Annotated in this window: 18 protein-coding genes; 1 reads left to right on the top strand and 17 read right to left on the bottom strand. The window is 66.8% G+C overall.

Features of this window, described 5'->3' with window-relative positions; translation table 11 throughout:
• Positions 1-14: 14 nt before the first annotated feature.
• From ACTJK6_RS19300 to ACTJK6_RS19250, 11 genes are all read right to left on the bottom strand, one after another.
• Positions 15-1037 (bottom strand): UDP-glucuronic acid decarboxylase family protein, encoded by a 1023-nt coding sequence (locus ACTJK6_RS19300; protein ID WP_440839871.1) that lies wholly within the window; start codon positions 1035-1037, stop codon positions 15-17.
• Positions 1034-2026 carry a glycosyltransferase gene (locus ACTJK6_RS19295; RefSeq protein WP_232038913.1) on the bottom strand — a complete coding sequence of 331 codons (993 nt, stop codon included), beginning with the start codon at positions 2024-2026 and terminating at the stop codon, positions 1034-1036. The genes ACTJK6_RS19300 and ACTJK6_RS19295 overlap by 4 nt, the downstream gene beginning before the upstream one ends.
• Positions 2023-3168 carry a glycosyltransferase family 9 protein gene (locus ACTJK6_RS19290; protein ID WP_440839870.1) on the bottom strand — a complete coding sequence of 382 codons (1146 nt, stop codon included), beginning with the start codon at positions 3166-3168 and terminating at the stop codon, positions 2023-2025. The genes ACTJK6_RS19295 and ACTJK6_RS19290 overlap by 4 nt, the downstream gene beginning before the upstream one ends.
• Positions 3165-4217, bottom strand: coding sequence for a glycosyltransferase family 2 protein (locus ACTJK6_RS19285; protein WP_440839869.1), 1053 nt, complete (start codon positions 4215-4217; stop codon positions 3165-3167). The genes ACTJK6_RS19290 and ACTJK6_RS19285 overlap by 4 nt, the downstream gene beginning before the upstream one ends.
• A complete protein-coding gene (locus tag ACTJK6_RS19280; protein WP_440839868.1) occupies positions 4214-6040 on the bottom strand; it encodes a carbamoyltransferase family protein in 1827 nt (608 codons plus the stop codon). Before ACTJK6_RS19280 ends, ACTJK6_RS19285 begins: the two co-directional genes overlap by 4 nt.
• Positions 6041-6088: 48 nt before the next feature.
• Entirely contained in the window at positions 6089-7300 is a 1212-nt protein-coding gene (gene waaF, locus ACTJK6_RS19275) for a lipopolysaccharide heptosyltransferase II (protein ID WP_440839867.1), read from the bottom strand.
• Positions 7297-7920, bottom strand: coding sequence for a D-glycero-alpha-D-manno-heptose-1,7-bisphosphate 7-phosphatase (locus ACTJK6_RS19270; protein WP_440839866.1), 624 nt, complete (start codon positions 7918-7920; stop codon positions 7297-7299). Before ACTJK6_RS19270 ends, waaF begins: the two co-directional genes overlap by 4 nt.
• On the bottom strand, positions 7911-8672 hold the full coding sequence (locus tag ACTJK6_RS19265; RefSeq protein ID WP_440839865.1) for an SDR family oxidoreductase: 762 nt from the start codon (positions 8670-8672) through the stop codon (positions 7911-7913). The genes ACTJK6_RS19270 and ACTJK6_RS19265 overlap by 10 nt, the downstream gene beginning before the upstream one ends.
• 44 nt (positions 8673-8716) lie before the next feature.
• Positions 8717-10030 carry a glycosyltransferase family 4 protein gene (locus tag ACTJK6_RS19260; protein WP_440839864.1) on the bottom strand — a complete coding sequence of 438 codons (1314 nt, stop codon included), beginning with the start codon at positions 10028-10030 and terminating at the stop codon, positions 8717-8719.
• Positions 10031-10379: 349 nt separating this feature from the next.
• Complete coding sequence (locus tag ACTJK6_RS19255) at positions 10380-10931, bottom strand: hypothetical protein (RefSeq protein WP_440839863.1); 552 nt, start codon at positions 10929-10931, stop codon at positions 10380-10382.
• A 2-nt stretch (positions 10932-10933) separates the two neighbouring features.
• Positions 10934-13852 (bottom strand): ABC transporter transmembrane domain-containing protein, encoded by a 2919-nt coding sequence (locus tag ACTJK6_RS19250; RefSeq protein ID WP_440839862.1) that lies wholly within the window; start codon positions 13850-13852, stop codon positions 10934-10936.
• A gap of 231 nt (positions 13853-14083) precedes the next feature.
• Between ACTJK6_RS19250 and ACTJK6_RS19245 the strand changes: the two genes are divergently transcribed.
• A complete protein-coding gene (locus ACTJK6_RS19245) occupies positions 14084-15319 on the top strand; it encodes a cystathionine gamma-synthase family protein (protein ID WP_440839861.1) in 1236 nt (411 codons plus the stop codon).
• Between the two features lie 67 nt (positions 15320-15386).
• On the opposite strand, the gene ACTJK6_RS19240 is transcribed toward ACTJK6_RS19245, so the two are convergent.
• The 6 genes from ACTJK6_RS19240 to ACTJK6_RS19215 all read right to left on the bottom strand — a co-directional run bounded on the left by ACTJK6_RS19240 (position 15387) and on the right by ACTJK6_RS19215 (position 19864).
• Positions 15387-16490 carry a porin gene (locus ACTJK6_RS19240; RefSeq protein WP_440839860.1) on the bottom strand — a complete coding sequence of 368 codons (1104 nt, stop codon included), beginning with the start codon at positions 16488-16490 and terminating at the stop codon, positions 15387-15389.
• 47 nt (positions 16491-16537) lie between these two features.
• Positions 16538-17179, bottom strand: a complete 642-nt coding sequence (gene maiA / locus ACTJK6_RS19235) for a maleylacetoacetate isomerase (RefSeq protein WP_440839859.1) — start codon at positions 17177-17179, stop codon at positions 16538-16540.
• 11 nt (positions 17180-17190) lie between these two features.
• Positions 17191-17889 (bottom strand): fumarylacetoacetate hydrolase family protein, encoded by a 699-nt coding sequence (locus ACTJK6_RS19230; protein WP_260803482.1) that lies wholly within the window; start codon positions 17887-17889, stop codon positions 17191-17193.
• Positions 17890-17983: 94 nt separating this feature from the next.
• Positions 17984-19030: a gentisate 1,2-dioxygenase gene (gene gtdA, locus ACTJK6_RS19225; RefSeq protein WP_433868337.1), complete on the bottom strand. Its 1047-nt coding sequence runs from the start codon at positions 19028-19030 to the stop codon at positions 17984-17986.
• Between the two features lie 9 nt (positions 19031-19039).
• On the bottom strand, positions 19040-19363 hold the full coding sequence (locus ACTJK6_RS19220) for a non-heme iron oxygenase ferredoxin subunit (RefSeq protein WP_260803480.1): 324 nt from the start codon (positions 19361-19363) through the stop codon (positions 19040-19042).
• A 9-nt stretch (positions 19364-19372) separates the two neighbouring features.
• Complete coding sequence (locus ACTJK6_RS19215) at positions 19373-19864, bottom strand: aromatic-ring-hydroxylating dioxygenase subunit beta (RefSeq protein ID WP_260803478.1); 492 nt, start codon at positions 19862-19864, stop codon at positions 19373-19375.

Here is a 19864-nt window from a genome sequence, read left to right as displayed (position 1 = left end):
TGGCGGCGCGAACATCAGGCAAGCACCGGCATCGGCGCGAGGAAGAACTGCTGCCGGAAATACTCCACCGTGCGCGCCAGCCCTACTTCAAGCGCAGTGCGGGGTTCCCACCCGAGCACATCGCGGGCCAGCGTGATGTCGGGGCAACGCTGCGTCGGGTCGTCCTGCGGCAGCGGGTGGAATACGAGTTCCGATGTCGAGCGTGTGCAAGCCACAATCTGCCGCGCAATATCGAGCATGCTCATTTCCACCGGGTTTCCTATGTTGACCGGTCCTGCAAATTCCGCCGGCGTGTTCATCAGCCGCACCATTGCGTCAATCAAATCGTCCACATAGCAGAAGGCCCGTGTCTGGCGGCCATCGCCATAGAGCGTAATGGGCTCGCCGGCCAGCGCCTGCATGATGAAGTTGGAGACCACGCGCCCATCGTTCGGGTGCATGCGCGGGCCATACGTGTTGAAGATGCGCGCCACCTTGACGTCGAGGCCATGCTGGCGGCGGTAGTCCATGAAGAGAGTCTCGGCGCAACGCTTGCCCTCGTCGTAGCACGAGCGCACGCCGATGGGGTTGACGTTGCCCCAGTACTTTTCGGTTTGCGGATGTTCATGTGGGTCGCCGTACACCTCGCTGGTGGATGCCTGCAGAATGCGCGCACCCACGCGCTTGGCCAACCCCAGCATGTTGATCGCACCGTGCACGCTCGTCTTGGTGGTCTGCACCGGATCGTGCTGGTAATGGATGGGTGAGGCGGGGCAGGCCAGGTTGTAGATGTCGTCCACTTCCACATACAGCGGGAAGGTCACGTCATGGCGCAGTACCTCGAAGCGCGGGTGCCCCAGCAGGTGGGCGATGTTGCGCTTGGTGCCGGTGTAGAAGTTGTCGACGCACAGCACATCGTGCCCGTCGCGCAGCAGGCGGTCGCACAGGTGCGAGCCGAGAAAGCCCGCGCCGCCCGTGACCAGCACGCGGCGTTGGTCGCGCCAGTGGTGGTGCGGTTCGGGGTGGCCGGGGTGATGTGCATCTCCGTGGTGTCTCATGCCGCCTCCCTTCTGTTTTCCATGACGGTGGCAAATGCGTTCAGCCAATCGGCGACAAAGCGGTCTATGCCGAAACGTGTGCGCGCCGTCTCGCGTGCGGCGTCGCCCCAGCGGCGGGCAAGTGCCGGGTCGCGCAACAGCGTCTGCATGACGCCGGCCAGCGCATCGGGGCTGGTATCGACGTAGCCGTTGTCGCCGTTGCGGATGACGGTGCTCATCTCCGTGGTGGCCAGCCCGACGATTGGCATGCCGATCGTCATGGCTTCCACCACGGCCAGTCCCAGGCTGGTGTAGCGGATCGGGTTGAAGAAGAAGCGGTAGCGCGCGCAGAAGGCGGGCAGGGCGAGATTGCCCACTTCACCGATGCCCCCTGCCTCTTCCGCGCCCATGCCGACCAGATCGAGCCGCACGCGCTGGCGCAGTGAGTGGAACACGTCTGCACCCAGCCGGCGCCCGCGCTTGTGCAGATGATTGACGACGACGATGCCGCGCTCCAGTTCGCCGCTGTAGCGCGCCGGCACGGGCAGGTGCACACCGTGTTCGATCACGCGCGTTGGCGTGATGCCGCTGTCCCACATCAGCGCGTTGAATGGCGTCACGTGCACCAGCAGCACATTGGGGTCTTGCACCCAGTGCCGGGTGTTGGTCGGGTGTTCCTGGGGCGGATCGTGTTCGAGATAGATCGTCGGCAACGCGCGCTGCGCGGCACTCAGCACCGACAGCCGATCGCTTTCCCATTGCGCGCGGGATTGGTACAGCACCGCATCGAAGTGCTGCCCCGCAACGGCGTCGAACGGCACCTCGTGCACGTTGTCACCCCAGGGCAGCGCGCCCACCTTGCCCGCATAACCCGGCGGCACCCGCCCTGAGGCGTCGGGCGGGCGCGTAACAAGATAGAAGTCGTGCGGCACCTGCGACAGGTAATACAGGTAGTTGCCGTGCACGTGCCACGTCAGGATACGCAGGCGTTGTCGCGTCGGGTGGTTCATGAGGTCGAATTCTCGATCGTGTGCGATGCGGTGGGAGTGTCGGCTGGCTGCGGCGCGTGCGACGCGCGCAGGTGCACATCGGGGTCGAACAGCGCGGCATACGCCGCATCCAGCACCTGGTGCACCGTCACATCGCGCGCGCATTCGTGGCCCGTGGGGCAGGTCCAGTGCATGCAGGGGCGGCAGGGCGGGTGTGCCGCCAGCACGCGGTGCAGCGTACGGTCCGCCGGCGCCCAGCGCTCCACGTCGCTGCCGCAGGCAATGACAAGGCTGGGCGCACGCACGGCTGCCGCCACGTGCGAGACGCCGGTGTCGTTGCAGATCAGCAGGCGCGCCAGACGCAACAGCGCCGCGAGCCCACCGAGCGAGGTCTGCCCCACCACCGACGCCGAACGCTGGCGCATGTGGCCGCGAACCTCTTCAACAAGCGCCGCTTCCGATGGCGCACCCGTGAACGCCACATGGAAACCGCTGACGATGAGCGTGTCGGCTACCGCCGCAAAGCGCTCCGGCCACCAGCGCCGCGTGGGCATGCGGGCGCCGGGGTGCAAGCAGACAAGGCGATCGCGGTCCAGGGCTTGATGGCGCAGCAGGGCCAGCGCTTCGGCATAGTCGTCGCGCCCAAGCGGAAAATCCGGTGTGGCCGGCACCGCTGGTGCCCCCACGTGATTGAGCAACGCCAGCAGGCGTTGCGCCTCGGGCAACTGCGTCGGCCAAGGGAGCAACCCTGCGTTGGCGTGCCGTGCGATCACGCCACTGGGCTGAAACCCGAACACATGGTGCGCGCCAAACTGGCGGACCACTTCGGTGGATTGCGGCCCGCTGCCGTGCAACTGGACGGCGACATCCAGGCAGCGGGCCCGCATCCCGGCATAGAACGCGTGTGTGGCATCCGCATCGGCGGGCCCAGCTTCCGGAAAGCCCTCGCCGCCCGGAAAGGCGACAAAGTCGTCGAGCAGATCGGTATAGCGCTGTTGAAACTGGCACGCCCACGGCAGGCCGACCAGCGTGATATGCGCCTGTGGCGCAGCGGCCCGCAACGCATGCAGCGCCGGCACGGCGCACAGCATGTCGCCCAGTTGCAAGGCGCGGAAGACGGCAATGCGGCGTGCGCCGCGCAGGAGTTCAGCAGCGGGCGTCATAGGAACCAGACCCGGAAATGCCACGCGCCGCGCAGGCGCCAGTACAGCGCCAGCGGCGGAATGGCGATGGATGTCCAAAACATTTCAAGCACATGCCGCGCGGTGTGTGCGGTACCGCGCAGCCGCATGGCGGTGAAGCGCAGCGTGAGCGCCAGCCAGACCATGGCGGCTGCAGCAGCCACCCAAGGCAGATGCGCAGCCAGCGCAGCGAGCGCAATCACCGCGGCGGCGCCCATGGCGTAGTAATGCCATGGCGGCACCGGGCGGATGCGTGAGCGGTAGCGCTGCGGATGCTTCTTGTAGAGCAGCGCGTCGTAAAACACCTTGCGCTGCTGCGACACGCTTACGCCCCACGGCGCAGGCCGCACCGGGTGGTGCATCAATGCACGCGGTGCCTGCACGATGCGCCCGCCCGCATCCAGGATGCGGAACTGCAGATCCGAGTCTTCACGCCACGCCAGCCGAAAGCGTTCATCAAAGCCGCCGATGCGTTCGAGCATCGTGCGCCGCACGAAGCAGTTGGCGGTGACGAATTCGGCGCGGGTGAGGCCGCTGGCGTCGCGTTCGTAATCGGTGGGGCGTGTGGGCAACGGCATGCGCACAGCGCCGGTCGCGGCGTCAGGCGGTGCGCTTCCGTCGGCACCGCCAGCGTCTTCGGGCGTGGTCATGATGCGCCAGCCTTCGGCCAGCCATGTGGGCGCGGGAATGGTGTCGTCGTCGGTAAAGGCGATGATGTCGCCCGTGGCGGCGCGCCAGCCGCGGTTGCGTGCGGCGGCGGGGCCCTGCGTTTCGCGCACGGGCACGTACCGCACACGCCAGCCGGGGGCCGCTGCGGCAAAGCCGTCCACGACGGCGCGGGTGGCGTCGTCGGGGCCATCGTCAGCCACCACCAACTCCAGCCGGCGCGCGTCGAACGTCTGGGCCAGCAGGCCGTCCAGGCAGCGTTGCAGCATCTGCGGCCGCCGCCATGTGGCAATGACGATCGACATAGCTGGCGCTGCCTGCGTCGGCGTCACTGACGACACGTCAAACGGCATCGGCTGGTTCATGCGACCCCCGCCAGGCCGGGAACGCGCCGCAAGCCGTCGACATTGCGCACGGCGCCGTCTTCCTGTGTTTGCGTTTGGTCCGGGCGGACGGCCGTCTTGCGCAGCAGGAACGGCCCGATCACCAAGGCATCGAGCGGCGATGTCCAGAACGATTCCACCGCATCGCGTGGGCTGCAGACCATCGGCTCGCCGCGCGTATTGAACGATGTGTTCACCAGGATCGGCACGCCGGTGCGACGCTCGAACGCAGCCAGCAGGTCGTAGTACAGCGGATGCTGCCGGCGGTTGACGGTCTGCACGCGCGCGGTGCCGTCAACGTGGCGCACGGCCGGAATCTGCGTGGCGCGGTCTTCCCGCACGTCAAAGATGAACAGCATGAACGGCGCGGATTGCGCACCGACAAACCAGTCGGCGGCGCGCTCTTCCATCACCACCGGGGCGACGGGGCGGAAGTCCTCGCGGTCCTTGATCTCGTTGAGCCGCGCCTGCATGTCGGCGGGGATCGGCGAGGCAAGGATCGAACGCGCACCCAGCGCGCGCGGGCCGAACTCCATGCGCCCCTGGAACCAGCCGATCACCTGCCCTTGCGCCAGCAGCTCGGCGGTCTGCTCGGCAATGTTGTCCAGGCGCTCGAACGGCAGTTTGGACCACGTGAGGAATTGCTCGATCTCTTCATCGGCATACGACGGGCCGAGATAGGCGTGGTCCATCTTCCACAGGCGCTGCTTGTTGCCGCGTGTCTGGTAATCCGTCCATAGCGCTGCGCCAAGCGACGTGCCGGCATCGCCTGCCGCCGGTTGTACCCAGACGTTTTCGAACGGGCCGCGGTCGCGTATGCGCGCATTCATCACGCAGTTGAGCGCCACGCCGCCGGCCATGGCCAGGTTGCGCGCGCCCGTGGCCTGATGCAGCCACTGGCTCATCGTCAGCACGGTCTCTTCCAGCACCTGCTGGAGCGAACGGGCGATGTCAAAGTGGCGCGGTTCCATCGGGCCGCCACGTTGGCGCGGCGGGCCGAAGCGCTCTTCCAGGCGCAGCGGTGCCACGGTGTAGCGGCCGTCCGTCTCGACCCGCACCATCTCGTGAAATGCGTCGACATAGCGCGGCTCCCCGTACGAGGCCAGCGCCATCACCTTGTACTCGTCGGACGAGCGTAGAAAGCCCAGGTAGTCCGTCACCTCTTCATAGAGCAGGCCCAGCGAGTGCGGCAAGTCCACCTGCTGCAGGCGCGTGTATTCGCCGTTGCGGAAGAGGCCGTAGGAAGTGGTTGCCCGCTCGCCGCGTCCGTCCATCGTAAGCACGGCACAGTCGTCGAACGGAGCCGCCAGGAATGCACTGGCCTCGTGCGCCAGGTGGTGCTCGACAAACGACCAGCGGAACGGCCCCGTGTGCTTCACGTTGGCGAAGCGCGCCTGCAGGTGATGCGGTGCACCGTCGGCCAGCTGGCGCGGGGCGTTCATCACGTAAGACAGAAACAACGGGTCCCACGGCGCGGCGCCGGGGGGCAGATCCATCTGGGCCGAGGGCTGCAGCGGCAGCGCGATATGGGTCTGCGCCTGCAGGTCGGTCAGCAGGGCCGGGTCCAGCGAATAGGCGACCTGGTCCACGCGTGCGAGGTCGATACCGGCTTCGGCCAGGCAGTAATCGATGGCGTGATACGGCAGCTGCCAGGTGGAAAAGGGCACCGGCCGCTTGGCGTGCTTGACGTGCGTGAAGCGTTCGTCTTCAGCGGCGGCGATCACCACACCGTCACGCACCAGCGTAGCGGAAGAATCGTGATACGCCGCGTTGATGCCGAGGGTGTAGCGCGGTTTGGCTTCCATGCGGGGGCTCCGTCAATCGGTTCAGTCAGGTGAAGTCATGCGCAACGCTCAGGCGACCGGCGTTGGCGCATTCGATTCAGGCAACGCAGACATGGCGGGGGCAGGCCATAACGCCCGCGCCACGCGCGACGACTGCCATAGCGGGTGCGCGGCGGCCACCACTTCCTCTTCCGTCACGCCGGTCAGGCAAGCCTGATGGCCGAGCGGGCACACGCTGCGGTAGCAATAGCGGCAAGGCACCTGGTGCGAGAGCACCGCGTGCGGCACGGCCCATGGCGTGTGCTGCGGATTGGTCAGCGCGTAGAGATCGACCACCGGTGTCTGCGTGGCGGCGGCCAAGTGCACGGGGCCGCTGTTGTTGGACACCAGCAGCGCCGCACCTTCGATGAGCGCGGCCAGCTCGCCCAGCGTGAGCGCGCCGGCCAGGTTCAGCACGCGCTGCCCGGCAATCAGCCCCGGCAGGCATACCTGCTGCACCAGTTCCGCTTCGGTGGGCGCACCGGTCACCAGCACCGGGCAGCCATAGCGGTTTGCCAGCGTGCAGGCGATATGCGCAAAGCGATCGGGCGGATAGCGCCGTGAGGCCGCGGTCGCGCCCGGGTGCAGGACGATCCACGGAGCATCCGTGGTCACGCCCCGCTCGGCCAGCTTGGCGCGCACGGCGTCGCGGTCCGCCGCGCGTACGTTGAAGCGCAGCCGATGCGGCAGATGCGCAGCCACGTCGGTCACGTGCTGCACGAGGTCCAGTTGGCGGCGCACCTCGTGGCGCACGTCGCCAGGGGCGGTGGCGGCAATGCGTGCATCGGGGTCGGCAATCCAGTCGGTCAGCAACGCGTACGGGTTCTCGCGGCAATGCGCGAGACGCAGCGGAATGCCCGCCAGAAAGCACAGCATGGCGGCCGGCAACGGATTCTGCGTGTGCACGGTAAAGATGACTGCCGCGTCGAACGCGCCGTCGCGCAGGGTGTCGACCAGCGCGCGCGTCTGGTCGGCGTCGGCGGCGGTGGCATGCTTGGCCCACGGCACATCGCAGACGATCACATCGTCGATGTCGGACAGGTGCGGTGCGGCCGTGGCGCCCGAGCGCGACGTCAGCAACGTGAGATGACGGCTCGCGTGGCGCGTTTGCTGGTCGGCCTTGAGCGCGTGGAAGGCGGGCGTGGTCATCACCACGTCGCCCAGGTTGTCGGGCCGCACACACAGGATGCGGCTCGCGTTGGCCCACACGGCGCGGCGCTCGGGAATGCCGGCTGGGATCATGCGACCGCCCTCAGGTGTTGCGCGTGGGCCGCGTGCCAGCCCTGCTGTGCAATCACGATGGCAGCCGCCTCGTCAAAGCGCCCGACGATGTAGTCCGGCACGCGCAGCGGCCCCGGCTGCCACAGCGTCTCGTTGCCATTGGCGATCAGGATGGTCTGGCACCCCGCGCGCCGGCCGGCCTCCACGTCGTTGAGGATGTCGCCGATCATCCACGAGCCTTCCAGCGCAAGGCCGTTCTCGGCGGCGGCCTGGCGCAACATGCCATCGCCGGGCTTGCGGCAGGCGCAACTGACGCTGCCATCGTCTGCCGGCACGTGCGGGCAGAAGTAGAAGCCGCTGAGCGTGGCACCGTGCAGCGCGAACAGCTCGCCCAGCCGGGTGGCTACGGCGTCGAGCGCCTCTTCGGCAAAGTAGCCCAGCGCCACGCCGGGCTGATTGCTCACCACGACCAGCGGCAGGCCGGTGGCGGCCAGCATGCGCAGACCTTCGCCCGCCCCGGGTGCCAATGCAATGCGCGCGGGGTCGACGTTGTAGGGCACGTCTTCGAGCAGCGTGCCGTCCTTGTCGAGAAAGACGGCGGGGCTTGGTCTCAGCCGCAACGGCGTGCGCATCAGGGCCATGACGTCTCCCGCATCGGCAGCACCATCACTTCCGGGATGACGGTTTCGGGCGGCTGCAGCAGCACGAAGCGCACGGCGGCGGCCACGTTGGCCGGGTCCTGCAGATTGTTCACATCAATATCGGGAAAGCGGTCGAGCAGGAACGGCGTGCGCATGCCGCCGGCAATCACGGCAGAGACCTTGATGCCGTGCGGGCGCAGCTCGGCATGCAGCGCATGCGACAACCCCAGCAGCCCCCACTTGGTGGCGTGGTAGACCGACGCATTCGGCCACGCACGGCGCGATGCGGTCGAGGCAATGTTGACGATGGCGCCGCTCGCGCGTTTGCGCATCAGCACGCTGGCGTGCTTGGCCAGCAGGAACGGGCCGCGCAGGTTGGTGCGCACCACGCGGTCCCAGTCTTCGACGTTCAGTTCATCAATGGGCAGCGTGATATCGATGGCCGCATTGTTGATGACGGCATCCAAGCGGCCAAAGCGATCGACCACTTCATCGAGCGCGCCGCGTACGGCGGCTTCGTCGCCCACGTCCAGCGCAATGGCGTGCGACTGGCTGCCCTCGGCGATCAGCTCGGCGGCGGTGCGGTCCGCGGTGCCGGCATCGTAATCGGTGGCCACCACCGTGGCGCCTTCGGCAGAGAGCCCGCGGCTGATGGCGGCGCCCAGCCCGCGCCCCGCGCCGGTCACGATGATGACCTGGTCGCGTAGCGTGGGCGTGGCGTTGGGGTTCGAGTTCAAATCAGTCTGGGTCATGGCAGCGTGAAGATGGATGGGATGGGTGGGTGGGAAGAAAGCGGTCAAGCCGCAAGGCCCGCCAGCGCCGCAGCGTTGGCACTGGGCGCGGCGTCGGTCATGCGGCCCATGGCGCGCGCGTGGGTGTCGATGGCCTTGAGGTAGGCGCGTTCAAGCTGTCCGGCCACACCCAGCCACGTGTAGAGCATGCGGGCGCGCACCAGTCCGGCCTGCCCTAGCTCGCGGCACAGCTCGGGTTGCTGTATCAGTTGCAGCAGGCGTGCGGCCAGGGCTTGCGGGTCCTTGGGCGGCACAAGGAAGCCGGTGCGCTCATGCCGAAGGGTCGATCGGATGCCGCCCACGTCGGCACCAATGACGGCACGGCCGCACGCCATGGCCTCCACCGGCGTGATGCCGAACGGCTCGTACCACGGCGTGCTCACAAACACATCGCAGGCGCTGTACCAGGCGCGCAGATCGGCGCGGCCGCGCTTGCCGACAAAGGTGGTCTGCGCGCTCACGCCGGCGCGCTCGGCAATGGCTTGCAGGCGGCCGAGTTCAGGCGTGGCGGCCACGTCCGGCGCGACGGTGTTGCCGCCCACCACATACAGGCGCACGCGCTTACGGGCATCGGGCGGCAGCTTGCCGATGGCCTCGATGACGTTGTCCACGCCCTTGCGCGCCACCATGCGGCCGAGTTGCAGCACGACAAACGCGTCGGCCGGCACGCCCAGCCGGCGTCGCGCTTGCGCGCGGTCAATCGGAGCAAACTCGCTCGCGTCGAAGCCGCACGGCACCACGTCGATCTGCTCGGCGCGCGCGCGGTAGAGCGTTTCCAGATCAGCCTGATCCTGCGGGCATTCGGCAATGACGCGATCGGCGCGTTGCACCAGCGTTTCTTCAATCGCGAAGCGCGCATCAGGAAAGCCATCGGCGCTGCCCTGGTGCAACCGGCGCACGCGGCCGAGCGCGTGGAAGGTCATGACCAACGGCAGGTGCAACCGCGCGGACGCTGCCAGCGATGCGAGGCCCGACATGAAGAAGTTGGCGTGGATGACGTCGTAGGCGTCGCCGCTGGCCTGGGCGCGCGCGCAATGGTTGAGCAGGTAGCGGCCAAAGGCATGCATGTGCGGCAGCAGCGCTTCCTTGGGCAGCACGGCAGCCGGCCCGGCCGGTACGTGGACGACACGGCATCCGCTATCGAACGGCACCACCTCTGGGTCCCACGGGCGCTCGCGGCGCGTGAAGACATCGACACGGTGGCCCAGCCGTGCAAGCTGGCGCGCGACATGGCGCACGTAGACGTTTTGTCCGCCGCAGTCGACACCGCCCAGGTCGGCGAGTGGCGATGCGTGTTCACTGACCATGGCGATGCGCATGTCGTTTCTCCTCTTATCGTCGCGGCCTGTGGTGGTGAGGTGTTTGGAAGCCACGTGCGAAGACCTACAGCAGCCGGCGTGCCATGGCGCGCGACCTGATGCGGCGGGGGTATTCCGGCAGTGCGCGTGGAGCGCCTGCGGAGAAGCGTCTCTCGCTTGTCCGGACAAGCGTTTGCGGGAGATTGGCGAGGACATGGCGTGCGACCTGTGCGCGCCGTCGGCCGCCATGGCGACACTCGGCTGGCACGAGCTGCCGCCGAAGTGACCGCGCAATTCTTACGTGGAGGGCAAGGAGAAACGGCGCGGCGACGGCATCACGCCCGTCGTGCCGCGCGCGGAAGGGAGGGCGTCAGGCGAGCCGCAGCGTACCGCTCGTGGCGGCCGCGGCCTGTTTGGCGATGGCGCGCAGGCACGCGGCCACCACATGTGCAAAGGCTTCGTCATAGAACGGCAGTGCGCCGCTCACGCCGATCACGATGCCGTCGAGCACGGCGCTGCCCCACAGGTTGGTGTCGCCCGCACGCAGCACGTGCGGGCGCAGTGCCTGCAGTGCATGTGTGCTCATGCCGTGCTGCCACGCCAGCCGCGCCTTGGCGCGCGCGTAAGCGGCGTAGTCCGCATCCCATTGCGTGCGATCGCCCACCGAGTATTCGTAGAGCACCGCCTCGTCGAAGGCGCATTCGCCGAGCGAGCGTGCCGGGTCCATCACCACGATGTGCAGAAAACCGCTGTCGCCCACCTCCTGCGGACGCGTCATCGCTTGCGTGATGAGCGGCAGTGCCATTTCGACAGCACGGCGCGCGGCGTCTGCGCTGGCAAAGTGCGATGTGCTCTGTTGCGGTGGTTTCTGCGTCGCCTGCGTTGGCTCTGCTTGGGCGGAAGGATCGAAATCGGCCAGCATGCTTATGGAGACTCCTGGGCTGATTGGAAGGAAACGGATGCGTGCGATTCACGTGCGGGCGCATGCCGTGCGCGAATGACGCTCAGGATGGCGGTGACCAGCTCGCCGTGTTCGGTCGGCTTGGCCAGGTGCAGCTGGAAGCCGGCCAGCAGCGCGCGCGTGCGGTCTTCGGCTCTGTCATAGCCGGATAGCGCGACGGCGGGCAGGCGGGCATCGAGCGGCATGTCGCGTTCGCTCTCCAGCATGCGCACGTTGCGCAGCAGCGCGTAGCCGTCTTCGTCGTCACCCAGGGCAATGTCGGAGACCAGCACATCGGGCCAGGAATTGCCCGGCGCCGCGCGCAACGCAGCAAGTGCAGGCTTGGCCGCGCCGTAAGCGGTGACGGTGGCGCCGTAGTCTTCCAGCAGCAGTTGGAGTATCTCGCGGGCGTCTTCCTGGTCATCGACGATGAGCACGTGCACACCGGATAGCGCATCCGGCGGCGCAAGCGTGGTGCGTTCGCCTCGTGGCGCCTGCTGCGCGGTGGCGGGCACGGGCTCGCCGGGCGCGGTCGCAAGCGGCGCCACGGCGCGGATCGGGAAGTCCATCACATACGTTGTGCCCTCGCCATGGGGCAGCGGCACGACGGCAAAGCGCCCGCCGTGCTGTTCGACGACAGAGCGAATCCACAACGGGTCAAGCGTGGCTGCGGGTGTCGGGGCCGTGTCTTGCGCGGTGGCCACGAGCGCGGTGTCGAACGCGCGCGGCTCTTGCCGCAGCGGCGCCAGCGGTTCCACCGGGTCCAGCACGTCGAACGGCGCGGGCGCCGGCGGGGTTGCCGTCGGCCCAAAGGCTGACAATGCGGCGTCGGGCTCCATCTCGGCAGGCGTGTGCGAGGCGGTGGGAATGGCGGCAGCGGCCGAAGCCGGTATGGCAATCGTGTCAGTCACACGCAACTGCGCCATGCCTTCCACGCGCTCCAGCACGATCTCGATGCGGCTGCCTGGGTGGCTGGCGAGCACGGCGTGGCTCAGCACGTCGCCCACGATGCCTTGCAGGCGGCTCGGGTCACCCGTGATGCTTGGCGTTTCTGATCGGATGACGGAATACACCGTGATACGGCGTGCATCGATTGCCTCGCGCAAGCCGTCGAGCACGCTCACCACCAGTGCCACGAGGTTGATCGGCTGCTGTGCAAGCCGGTGCTGGGCCTGTTCCAGGTCGGACTGCTGACGCTGCAGCGTCCAGAGCTGGGCGTAGACGCCGTTGGACGCTAGCAGATCGACATGGCGGCCGCGCTCGACGATGCGGCCCTTTTCCAGCACGACGATTTCGTGGGCGTCCACCACCGTGGAAAGCCGGTGTGCAATCACCAGCGTCGTGCGGTGTGCCGAGAGCCGGTCCAGCTCGCGCTGGATGGCGCGTTCCGAACGGGTATCCAGGGCGGAGGTCGCCTCGTCGAAGATCAGGATCGACGGGTTCTTCAGCAGCGCCCGCGCAATGGCAATGCGCTGCTTTTCACCGCCCGAGAGTTTCAGGCCGCGCTCGCCGACCATGGTCTGGTAGCCCTCGGGCAGCGCGGCGATGAAGTCGTGCACATAGGCCGCGCGCGCGGCCTCGATCACCTCGGACATCGTTGCGCCTTCGCGCCCGTAGGCGATGTTGTAGGCGATGGTGTCGTTGAAGAGGATCGTGTCTTGCGGGACGATGCCGATCGCGCGCCGCACGCTGTCTTGCGTGACCACGCGCAGGTCTTGCCCGTCGATGGACACGCGCCCAGCCCACGGGTCGTAAAAGCGCAGCAGCAGCCGCGCCAGCGTCGACTTGCCCGAGCCGCTGCCGCCCACCACGGCCACCGTGTGCCCGGCCGGAATGTGCAGCGACAGGTCGTGCAGGATGGGTCGCGTGTTCTCGTAGCCAAAATCCACGTGGTCGAATTGCACCTCGCCCTGCGTCACGCGCAGCGGTGCGCCGTTGGGCAGGTCCACCACGTCGGCCCGCTGTTCAAGCAGTTGGAACAGCCGCTCTGCATTGATGGCGGCGTCTTTCGCCTCGCGGAACATGAAGCCCAGCGCGTTGAGCGGCAGGCACACCTGGATGATGTACGCGTTGATCAGCACGAGGTCGCCGACCGACAGCACGCCGCGCGTCACGTCCTGCCCGGCCAGCAGCATGACGGTCGCTACACCGGCAGCAATCACGCCGCTTTGCGACACATGCAGCAATGACAACGCGCGCTGGTTGGCGACCGCCGTCTCGATGCGCTGGCGCAGGATGTCACGGTAGCGGTGCGCCTCGAAACGCTCGCTGGTGTAGACCTTCACGGCTTCGTGGTTGAGCATGCTGTCGAGCAGCCGGCTGCCAGCCATCGAGTCGAACTCGTTCATCTGCCGCTGCAGGCGCACGCGGCGCCGCGTGAGCAGCACGGTGGCGGTGCAATAGGCCGCAAACGTGGCCAGGATGGTGACGAGATACCACCCGCTGTAGCGGCTCATCATGATGATGAGCACGGAGCCGATCTCCACCATGGTCGGCAGGATCGTGAACAGCGCGACACCCAGCAGGAACTCGATGCCGGTCGTGCCGCGCTCCACATCGCGGATCAGCCCGCCGGTCTGCCGGCTTGCATGAAAGCGCGGCCCGAGCTGGTGCAGGTGCTCGAACGCCTGCGCCATGAAGCCCGCCACCGTCGGCTGCGACACGCGCGAGAACACCATGTCACGCAGCTCGCCGAACAGCGTGCCGCCAAAGCGCAGCACCGCATAGGCCAGCAGCAGGAAGGCGGGAAAGACACGCGCCCGCGTGGCATCGCCAAAGCCATCGACAATCCACTTGAGCACGATCGGCACGCCCACCGCGCACAGCTTGGCCAGCACCAGCAGCCCCACGGCCACCAGCACGCGCTTGCGGTACCGCCAGATGGCGCGCCACAGCGCGCCCACGATCCGCTGCTGCAGGCTCGATGCCTCAGCAGGATGGGGAGGAGGGGAGGATGCAGGAGATGGGCTCGTCACCAGGCGTGGAATCCGGTCGGTCTTGCAACGCGAGGGTGCGACGCAAGCCATGTTCCACGCCCGCTCCGGTTCTACCGCCCAGGTGGCCCCGGAATCGCGCGATAATGCAGGACTTTCGTGCCGTTTCCTGCTGTTTCCTGCCTTTCTGCTGCCCCCGCCATGACCGGACTGACCACCGCCCTCCTGCACGCCGACCGCGAAGCCGGCGTCGAGCACTACGCCATCCACAAGCCGCTGCACACGTCCACCACGTACGGTTATACCGATACGCGCGAGCTGATCGACGTGTTCCAGGGCAAGCCCGGCTACACCTACGCCCGCCAGGGCAACCCTACCACGGCCGCACTCGAGGCCAAGATCGCGATGATGGAAAGCGGTGTGGCGACTGCGTGCTTTGCGACAGGCATGGCGGCCATCATGGCGGTGTTTTCGACCATGTTGCGCGCCGGCGACCACGTGGTCTCCAGCGCGTTCCTGTTCGGCAACACCAACAGCGTGTTCGAAACGCTGCGCAACCTGGGCGTGGAAGTGACGTTTGTCGATGCCACGTCGGCCCAGGCCGTGGCCGATGCGGTGCAGCCGAACACGCGCCTCGTCTTTGTGGAAACCATTGCCAACCCGCGCACGCAAGTGGCGGATCTGAAGGGCATTGGTGACATCTGCAAGGCACGCGGGCTGATCTACGTGGTCGACAGCACGATGACCTCGCCGTGGCTGTTCCGCGCGCGTGATGCGCAGGCGAGCCTGGTGGTGCATTCGCTGTCCAAGTACATCGGCGGGCACGGTAACGCGCTGGGCGGCGCGGTGGTGGATACGGGCCTGTTCGACTGGACGGCGTATCCGAACATCTACCCGGCATACCGCAAGGCCAAGCCGGAAATGCAGGGCATCCAGCAGATCCGCAAGAAGGGCCTGCGCGATCAGGGCGCGACGTTGATTGCCGATGCCGCGCACCGTATTGCCGTGGGCGCCGAAACGATGGCGCTGCGCGTGGACCGCACCTGCAGCAACGCGCTGGCGCTGGCCCGCACGCTGGCCGCGCACCCGAAGGTGGCACGCGTGTATTACCCCGGCCTGCCGGAGCACCCCGAACACGCCCGCGCCACCGAGCTGTTCCGTCACTACGGCGGCCTGCTGAGCTTCGAACTGGTGGACGGCGCTGACTACGTCGACATGCTCGACCACCTGCGCTACGCCGTGCGCGCCACGCACCTGGGCGACACGCGCACGCTGGTGATTCCGGTGGCGCCGACCATCTACTGGGAAATGGGCGCCGAGCGCCGCGCGTCGATGGGGATTGCCGATTCGCTGGTTCGCGTATCAGTCGGCATTGAAGACGAAGCTGACCTGCTGGCCGATTTCACGCAGGCGCTGGACGCTACGGCCGTCGGCTAAGCCGACATCGATGCGGTTTTGAAGGCCCGCACACTCGCACAGAGTGGCGGGCCTTTTTCATGGCACGTCAGAACACGTGCCGGATACCAACCATCGTGCCGAGCTGGTTTCCGCCAGCGGCAGGTGCGGCGCCCGTGGCGGCACTGTCCACTGACAGCGCCAGGCTGCCGCGGTTGTCGATATAGCCCACCGTGGCATATACCGACGAGCGCTTGCTGAACGCGTAGCTGGCGCGCACCGCCCCCAGCCATGCCTTGTTGGCGCTGTTGTGGAACCGCAGATGGAACACCTCGCCAGTCAACGTCAGGGCCGGTGTCAGATCGTATGCGGCGCCGGCGTAGAAGAGATCACTGCGCGGCGTGGCCGATGCGCCATTGCGTCGGCCAATCCAGCCCAGGCCGACCTTTGCGCGATCGAATAGCGCATAGCCGCCCAACGCCATGCGCTCATCCTTGAGCGAGCTTGACGTCAACCCGGCAAATGCGCCGGGCCCGCCGCGTTGCGAATCGTACGCGGCCGACACGCCCCACTTGCCGGTCTCGTACATCAGCATGGCCGACCACTCGCGGCAGGCCAGTCTGTCAGCGGGGTTCTCGCCTGCGCAGTTGGTGCCGGATGGGCTGGGCCCGGCGTTGACGGCATCGCGGCCAAAGCTGTAGGTGGCACCCACCGTGAAGCCGCCGAACTTGCCCTTGTAGGCAACGGCGTTGTCGGCGCGGGCGTTGGGCAGATACGTGTCGAGCGAGCTGGAGCCGTAGGCGTTGGGGCCGAGCAGATCGGTATCGAGCGTGGCCCAGAACAGCATCGTGTATTGACGGCCGAGGCTGATTTGCCCCCAGTTGTTGGACAGGCCCACCCACGCCTGCCGGCCAAACAGGCGGCCGCCCTGGTTGCTCGTGCCGCTGTCGGGCGCAAAGCCCGATTCCAGCGTGAACAGCGCCTTGGCGCCGCCGCCCAGATCCTCGGTGCCGCGCAGGCCCCAGCGCGAGGGCACCGTGCCGCTCAGGTTGGGCATGCGCACGACGCTATTGCCGGTCGAGCCGATGCGGTTGACGTATTCGACGCCGGTATCGATCACGCCATACAGCGTCACGGATTGGGCTGCTGATTGTGCGGCGGCAAGCGCGGGCGCCGCCAGCAGCAGGGGGAACGCCAGGTGGCGCAGGTTCATGATGTCTCCTCCATTGTGGTTGTTTTTTCAGCAATGCGTGACGTGCATCAGGCGGTGAAATCCGGTTGCTGTGCCGGGGCAGCCGCCTTGAAGGCCGGATGCGCACTGGCGTGTTCGTAGACGGCCATCGCCCGTTCGTACCGTTCCAGCGAACACCCCATGCGCAGCGCGTTGGCCATCTGCGGCACGAGCGTCACGTCGGCCAGCGTGGGCGATTCACCAAAGCACCAGGGGCCTGCGCTGTACCGCGCGAGCAAGCGTTCCACGGTGGACATGCCTTCGTCGATCCAGTGGCGGTACCAGGCGTCTTTCTGCTCGGGTGAGACCTTCAGCACGTCCTGCAGATAGCGCAGCACGCGCAGGTTGTTGACGGGGTGGATATCGCAGGCAATGGCGTTGGCCAGTTCCAGCACGCGTGCGCGCCGCAACGGTTCGAGCGGAATGAGCCGTGGTGCGGGGTGGCACGCGTCGAGGTAATCGACGATCGCGAGCGACTGGCTCAAGTGCATCTCACCGTCGATGAGCGCCGGTACGCCCGCCGACGGGTTGATGTGCTCCACATAACCCGCCGCGCGATGCTCGTCGGTGCGGATGTTGACCGGCAAGGTCTCGTAAGGCAGCCCTTTGAGTGCCAGCGCAATGCGCACCCGATAGGACGTCGAGCTGTTGAAGAAGCTGTAGAGCTGCATGGCCGGCGCGCTCAGACGATGCGAGCCTTCAGCTCGCCCAGGCCGTCGACTCCCATCACGATGCTGTCGCTGGGATTCACGGCACCCACACCCTCCGGCGTGCCGGTAAAGATCACGTCGCCCGGTTCCAGCCGGAAGAACTGCGAGAGGTACGCCACCGTTTCCGCCACCGACCAGATCAGGTGCGATACGTCGCTGCGTTGCTTGGTCTCGCCATTGACGGTCAGCCAGATGCCGGCCCGCTGCGGGTGGCCGATCTTGGTGGCCGGGTGGATTGGCCCCATCGGCGCGGACACATCGAACGCCTTGCCGATCTCCCAGGGGCGGCCCATCTCTCGCATCTTCATCTGCAGATCACGGCGCGTCATATCCAGCCCGACGGCGTAGCCCCACACATGATCGAGCGCGTTGTCCACCGAGATGTCGGCGCCGGATTTTCCGATCACGGCCACCAGCTCGGCTTCGTAGTGGTAGTTCTGCGTTTGCGACGGATACGGCAGTTCAAGCGTCTGCCCATCAGCCACCGGCACGATGGCATCGGCGGGCTTGCAGAAGAAGAACGGCGGTTCGCGGTCAGGGTCGTAGCCCATTTCACGGGCGTGGGCGGCGTAGTTGCGGCCGACGCAATAGACGCGGCGGACAACAAACTCCTCGTTGCTGCCCGCAACGGGCACGGCGGTAAGGGCTGGGGGCGTGAAGACGTAGTTCATGGTCGGCTCAGTGTGGTCAGTCAAAACGCAGGGGTGAATGGGTCCGGCGGCGGTGCCAGCTGGCACCCCGCAAGAGCAATGGAGTGGGGTCTCGTCAGGTACGCGCTTCGCGGAGCAGATTCAGTGCAGACAGCACGGGCCGGTCGGAATAGCTGAACAGCACCGCATCCTCCGATGCATGGAGCTGCACCGGCGCCCACGACGGCGCGACAAAGACGTCGCGCGGCTCGAACTCGAATTGCATGTCGCCAATGCGAGCCGTGCCGCGGCCTTCCACCACGCTGTAGACGGTGGCATCGGTGCTGCGGTAGGCCTTGCCCGCAAAGCCCTTGGGCAGGAACTGCATGAAGGTGGCGATGGTCGGCATCGGCCAGCCGCCGGTGGCGGGATTGACGTAGCGCAGCTTCACGCCGTCCCAGGGGTCCAGTTCACCGTGGCGGTACAACGTGTCCAGAGCGTCGCGCGTGCGCTCATATGGGTAGCTGAAGATGGGCGAGGTGGGGTCGGTCACACGATGGCGCACCGGCACCATGTTGTGGCCGAAGCGCGCGTAGCTGTCGCCTTCCGGGCGCATCACGGGTTGCTGAGCTTGCGCGTAGTTCTCGGCAAAGCCGCAGTCGAACTGTTGCACCAGCGGAATGTCGAGGCCGTCCAGCCAGACGACGGGTTCGCCGCCATCCTCAAGCGTCGGGCAGCCGTGGTCGTGCCACGTCCACGAAGGCGTGATGATGAAATCGCCGGGGTGCATCGTCGTGCGTTCGCCATTCACCGCCGTCCATGCGCCACGGCCTTCGACGATGAAACGCAGCGCCGACTGCGTATGCCGGTGGCTCGGCGCGATCTCGCCGGGCAGGATCAGTTGCAGCCCTGCATACAGCGTGGACGTAACGCTGGCCTTGCCCGGCAGCCCCGGGTTCTCCAGGATCAGAACGCGGCGCACGGCCTCTTCCGCGCTGATGACGGCGCCGGCCTGCATGACCAGCGGGCGCACCTCGTTGTACTTCCAGATGGCGGGCACGATGCGCGGCTTGGGCTCACGCGGCACCAGCGAATGCAGCGACTCCCACAGCGGCGCCAGTTGCTTGCCATCGAGTTGCGCGTAGTACGCACTGCGCTCCGTTTGCAGCGTGGTGGATGTCATGACGGCTCCTTACAGCTCGACGAAGACGTGGCCGTCTTCGATCTTGATCGGGAACGTGCGCACGTCGGTCGTCAGCGGTTCGCACATCGCCTTGCCCGAGCGCACGTCGAACTTGCCCTGATGCAGCGGGCATTCGATCTCGTAGCCGTCGAGAAAGCCGTCGCACAGGCGCGCATGACCATGCGTGCAGACGTTGTCGGTGGCAAAGACCTCGCCGTCAACGCGGTACACCGCGATCTCCGCATCGCCGGCAACGACTGCGATCACGTCGTCGTCCGGCAGGTCGTCAACGCTGATGAGCTTGAGCCAGGTGGTGGTTGATGTGTTGCTCATGGGCAGACCTCAGATCGGGTAGATGATCGAGTTGGGGATCATTTCGCTGTCGAACACGCAGGTGCGCGACTTCAGCTTCAATCCCGTTTCGGTGCGGACGATGGTGTCGATATAACGGCCGACGTTGAACACCGTCGACAGCTCGTCGGGCTTGGTGCGGAACACGGCGTAGTTGGCCTGCGCCTCTATGCGGTCGCCCTCCACGTGCGTCACCTCGGGCAGGCCGACCACATGGCGCTGGTAGTACGGGTCGTGGAAGATCGTCTCGGTGATGCCGTAGATGCGATCCTTCAACATGCCCTTGCTTTCGAACGACAGCGTGGCGAGCGGAAAGCCGCGTTCGTAGTTTTCGCGGGGCTGGACCTTGTAGGTGCAGTCGTCGACGAAGAGGTCGGTCCATTGATCCCACGCAGCGTTGTCCACGGCGCTGGCGTAGCGGGTGTAGAGCGCCAGCAGTTGCTGGTAGGTCGGGAAATCGAGCGTGTAAGCGACGTCAGCCAT

Source organism: Ralstonia sp. 22086 (assembly GCF_052045975.1).
Taxonomy (GTDB): domain Bacteria; phylum Pseudomonadota; class Gammaproteobacteria; order Burkholderiales; family Burkholderiaceae; genus Ralstonia; species Ralstonia wenshanensis.
This window is presented reverse-complemented; position numbering and strand designations above follow the sequence as displayed.

Bases quoted from the DNA above. Each gene is read 5' to 3' on its own strand.
- ACTJK6_RS19300 (WP_440839871.1), bottom strand. From the start codon at position 1,037: ATGAGACACCACGGAGATGCACATCACCCCGGCCACCCCGAACCGCAC.
- ACTJK6_RS19295 (WP_232038913.1), bottom strand. From the start codon at position 2,026: ATGAACCACCCGACGCGACAACGCCTGCGTATCCTGACGTGGCACGTG.
- ACTJK6_RS19290 (WP_440839870.1), bottom strand. From the start codon at position 3,168: ATGACGCCCGCTGCTGAACTCCTGCGCGGCGCACGCCGCATTGCCGTC.
- ACTJK6_RS19285 (WP_440839869.1), bottom strand. From the start codon at position 4,217: ATGAACCAGCCGATGCCGTTTGACGTGTCGTCAGTGACGCCGACGCAG.
- ACTJK6_RS19280 (WP_440839868.1), bottom strand. From the start codon at position 6,040: ATGGAAGCCAAACCGCGCTACACCCTCGGCATCAACGCGGCGTATCAC.
- waaF (WP_440839867.1), bottom strand. From the start codon at position 7,300: ATGATCCCAGCCGGCATTCCCGAGCGCCGCGCCGTGTGGGCCAACGCG.
- ACTJK6_RS19270 (WP_440839866.1), bottom strand. From the start codon at position 7,920: ATGGCCCTGATGCGCACGCCGTTGCGGCTGAGACCAAGCCCCGCCGTC.
- ACTJK6_RS19265 (WP_440839865.1), bottom strand. From the start codon at position 8,672: ATGACCCAGACTGATTTGAACTCGAACCCCAACGCCACGCCCACGCTA.
- ACTJK6_RS19260 (WP_440839864.1), bottom strand. From the start codon at position 10,030: ATGCGCATCGCCATGGTCAGTGAACACGCATCGCCACTCGCCGACCTG.
- ACTJK6_RS19255 (WP_440839863.1), bottom strand. From the start codon at position 10,931: ATGCTGGCCGATTTCGATCCTTCCGCCCAAGCAGAGCCAACGCAGGCG.
- ACTJK6_RS19245 (WP_440839861.1), top strand. From the start codon at position 14,084: ATGACCGGACTGACCACCGCCCTCCTGCACGCCGACCGCGAAGCCGGC.
- ACTJK6_RS19240 (WP_440839860.1), bottom strand. From the start codon at position 16,490: ATGAACCTGCGCCACCTGGCGTTCCCCCTGCTGCTGGCGGCGCCCGCG.
- maiA (WP_440839859.1), bottom strand. From the start codon at position 17,179: ATGCAGCTCTACAGCTTCTTCAACAGCTCGACGTCCTATCGGGTGCGC.
- ACTJK6_RS19230 (WP_260803482.1), bottom strand. From the start codon at position 17,889: ATGAACTACGTCTTCACGCCCCCAGCCCTTACCGCCGTGCCCGTTGCG.
- gtdA (WP_433868337.1), bottom strand. From the start codon at position 19,030: ATGACATCCACCACGCTGCAAACGGAGCGCAGTGCGTACTACGCGCAA.
- ACTJK6_RS19220 (WP_260803480.1), bottom strand. From the start codon at position 19,363: ATGAGCAACACATCAACCACCACCTGGCTCAAGCTCATCAGCGTTGAC.
- ACTJK6_RS19215 (WP_260803478.1), bottom strand. From the start codon at position 19,864: ATGGCTGACGTCGCTTACACGCTCGATTTCCCGACCTACCAGCAACTG.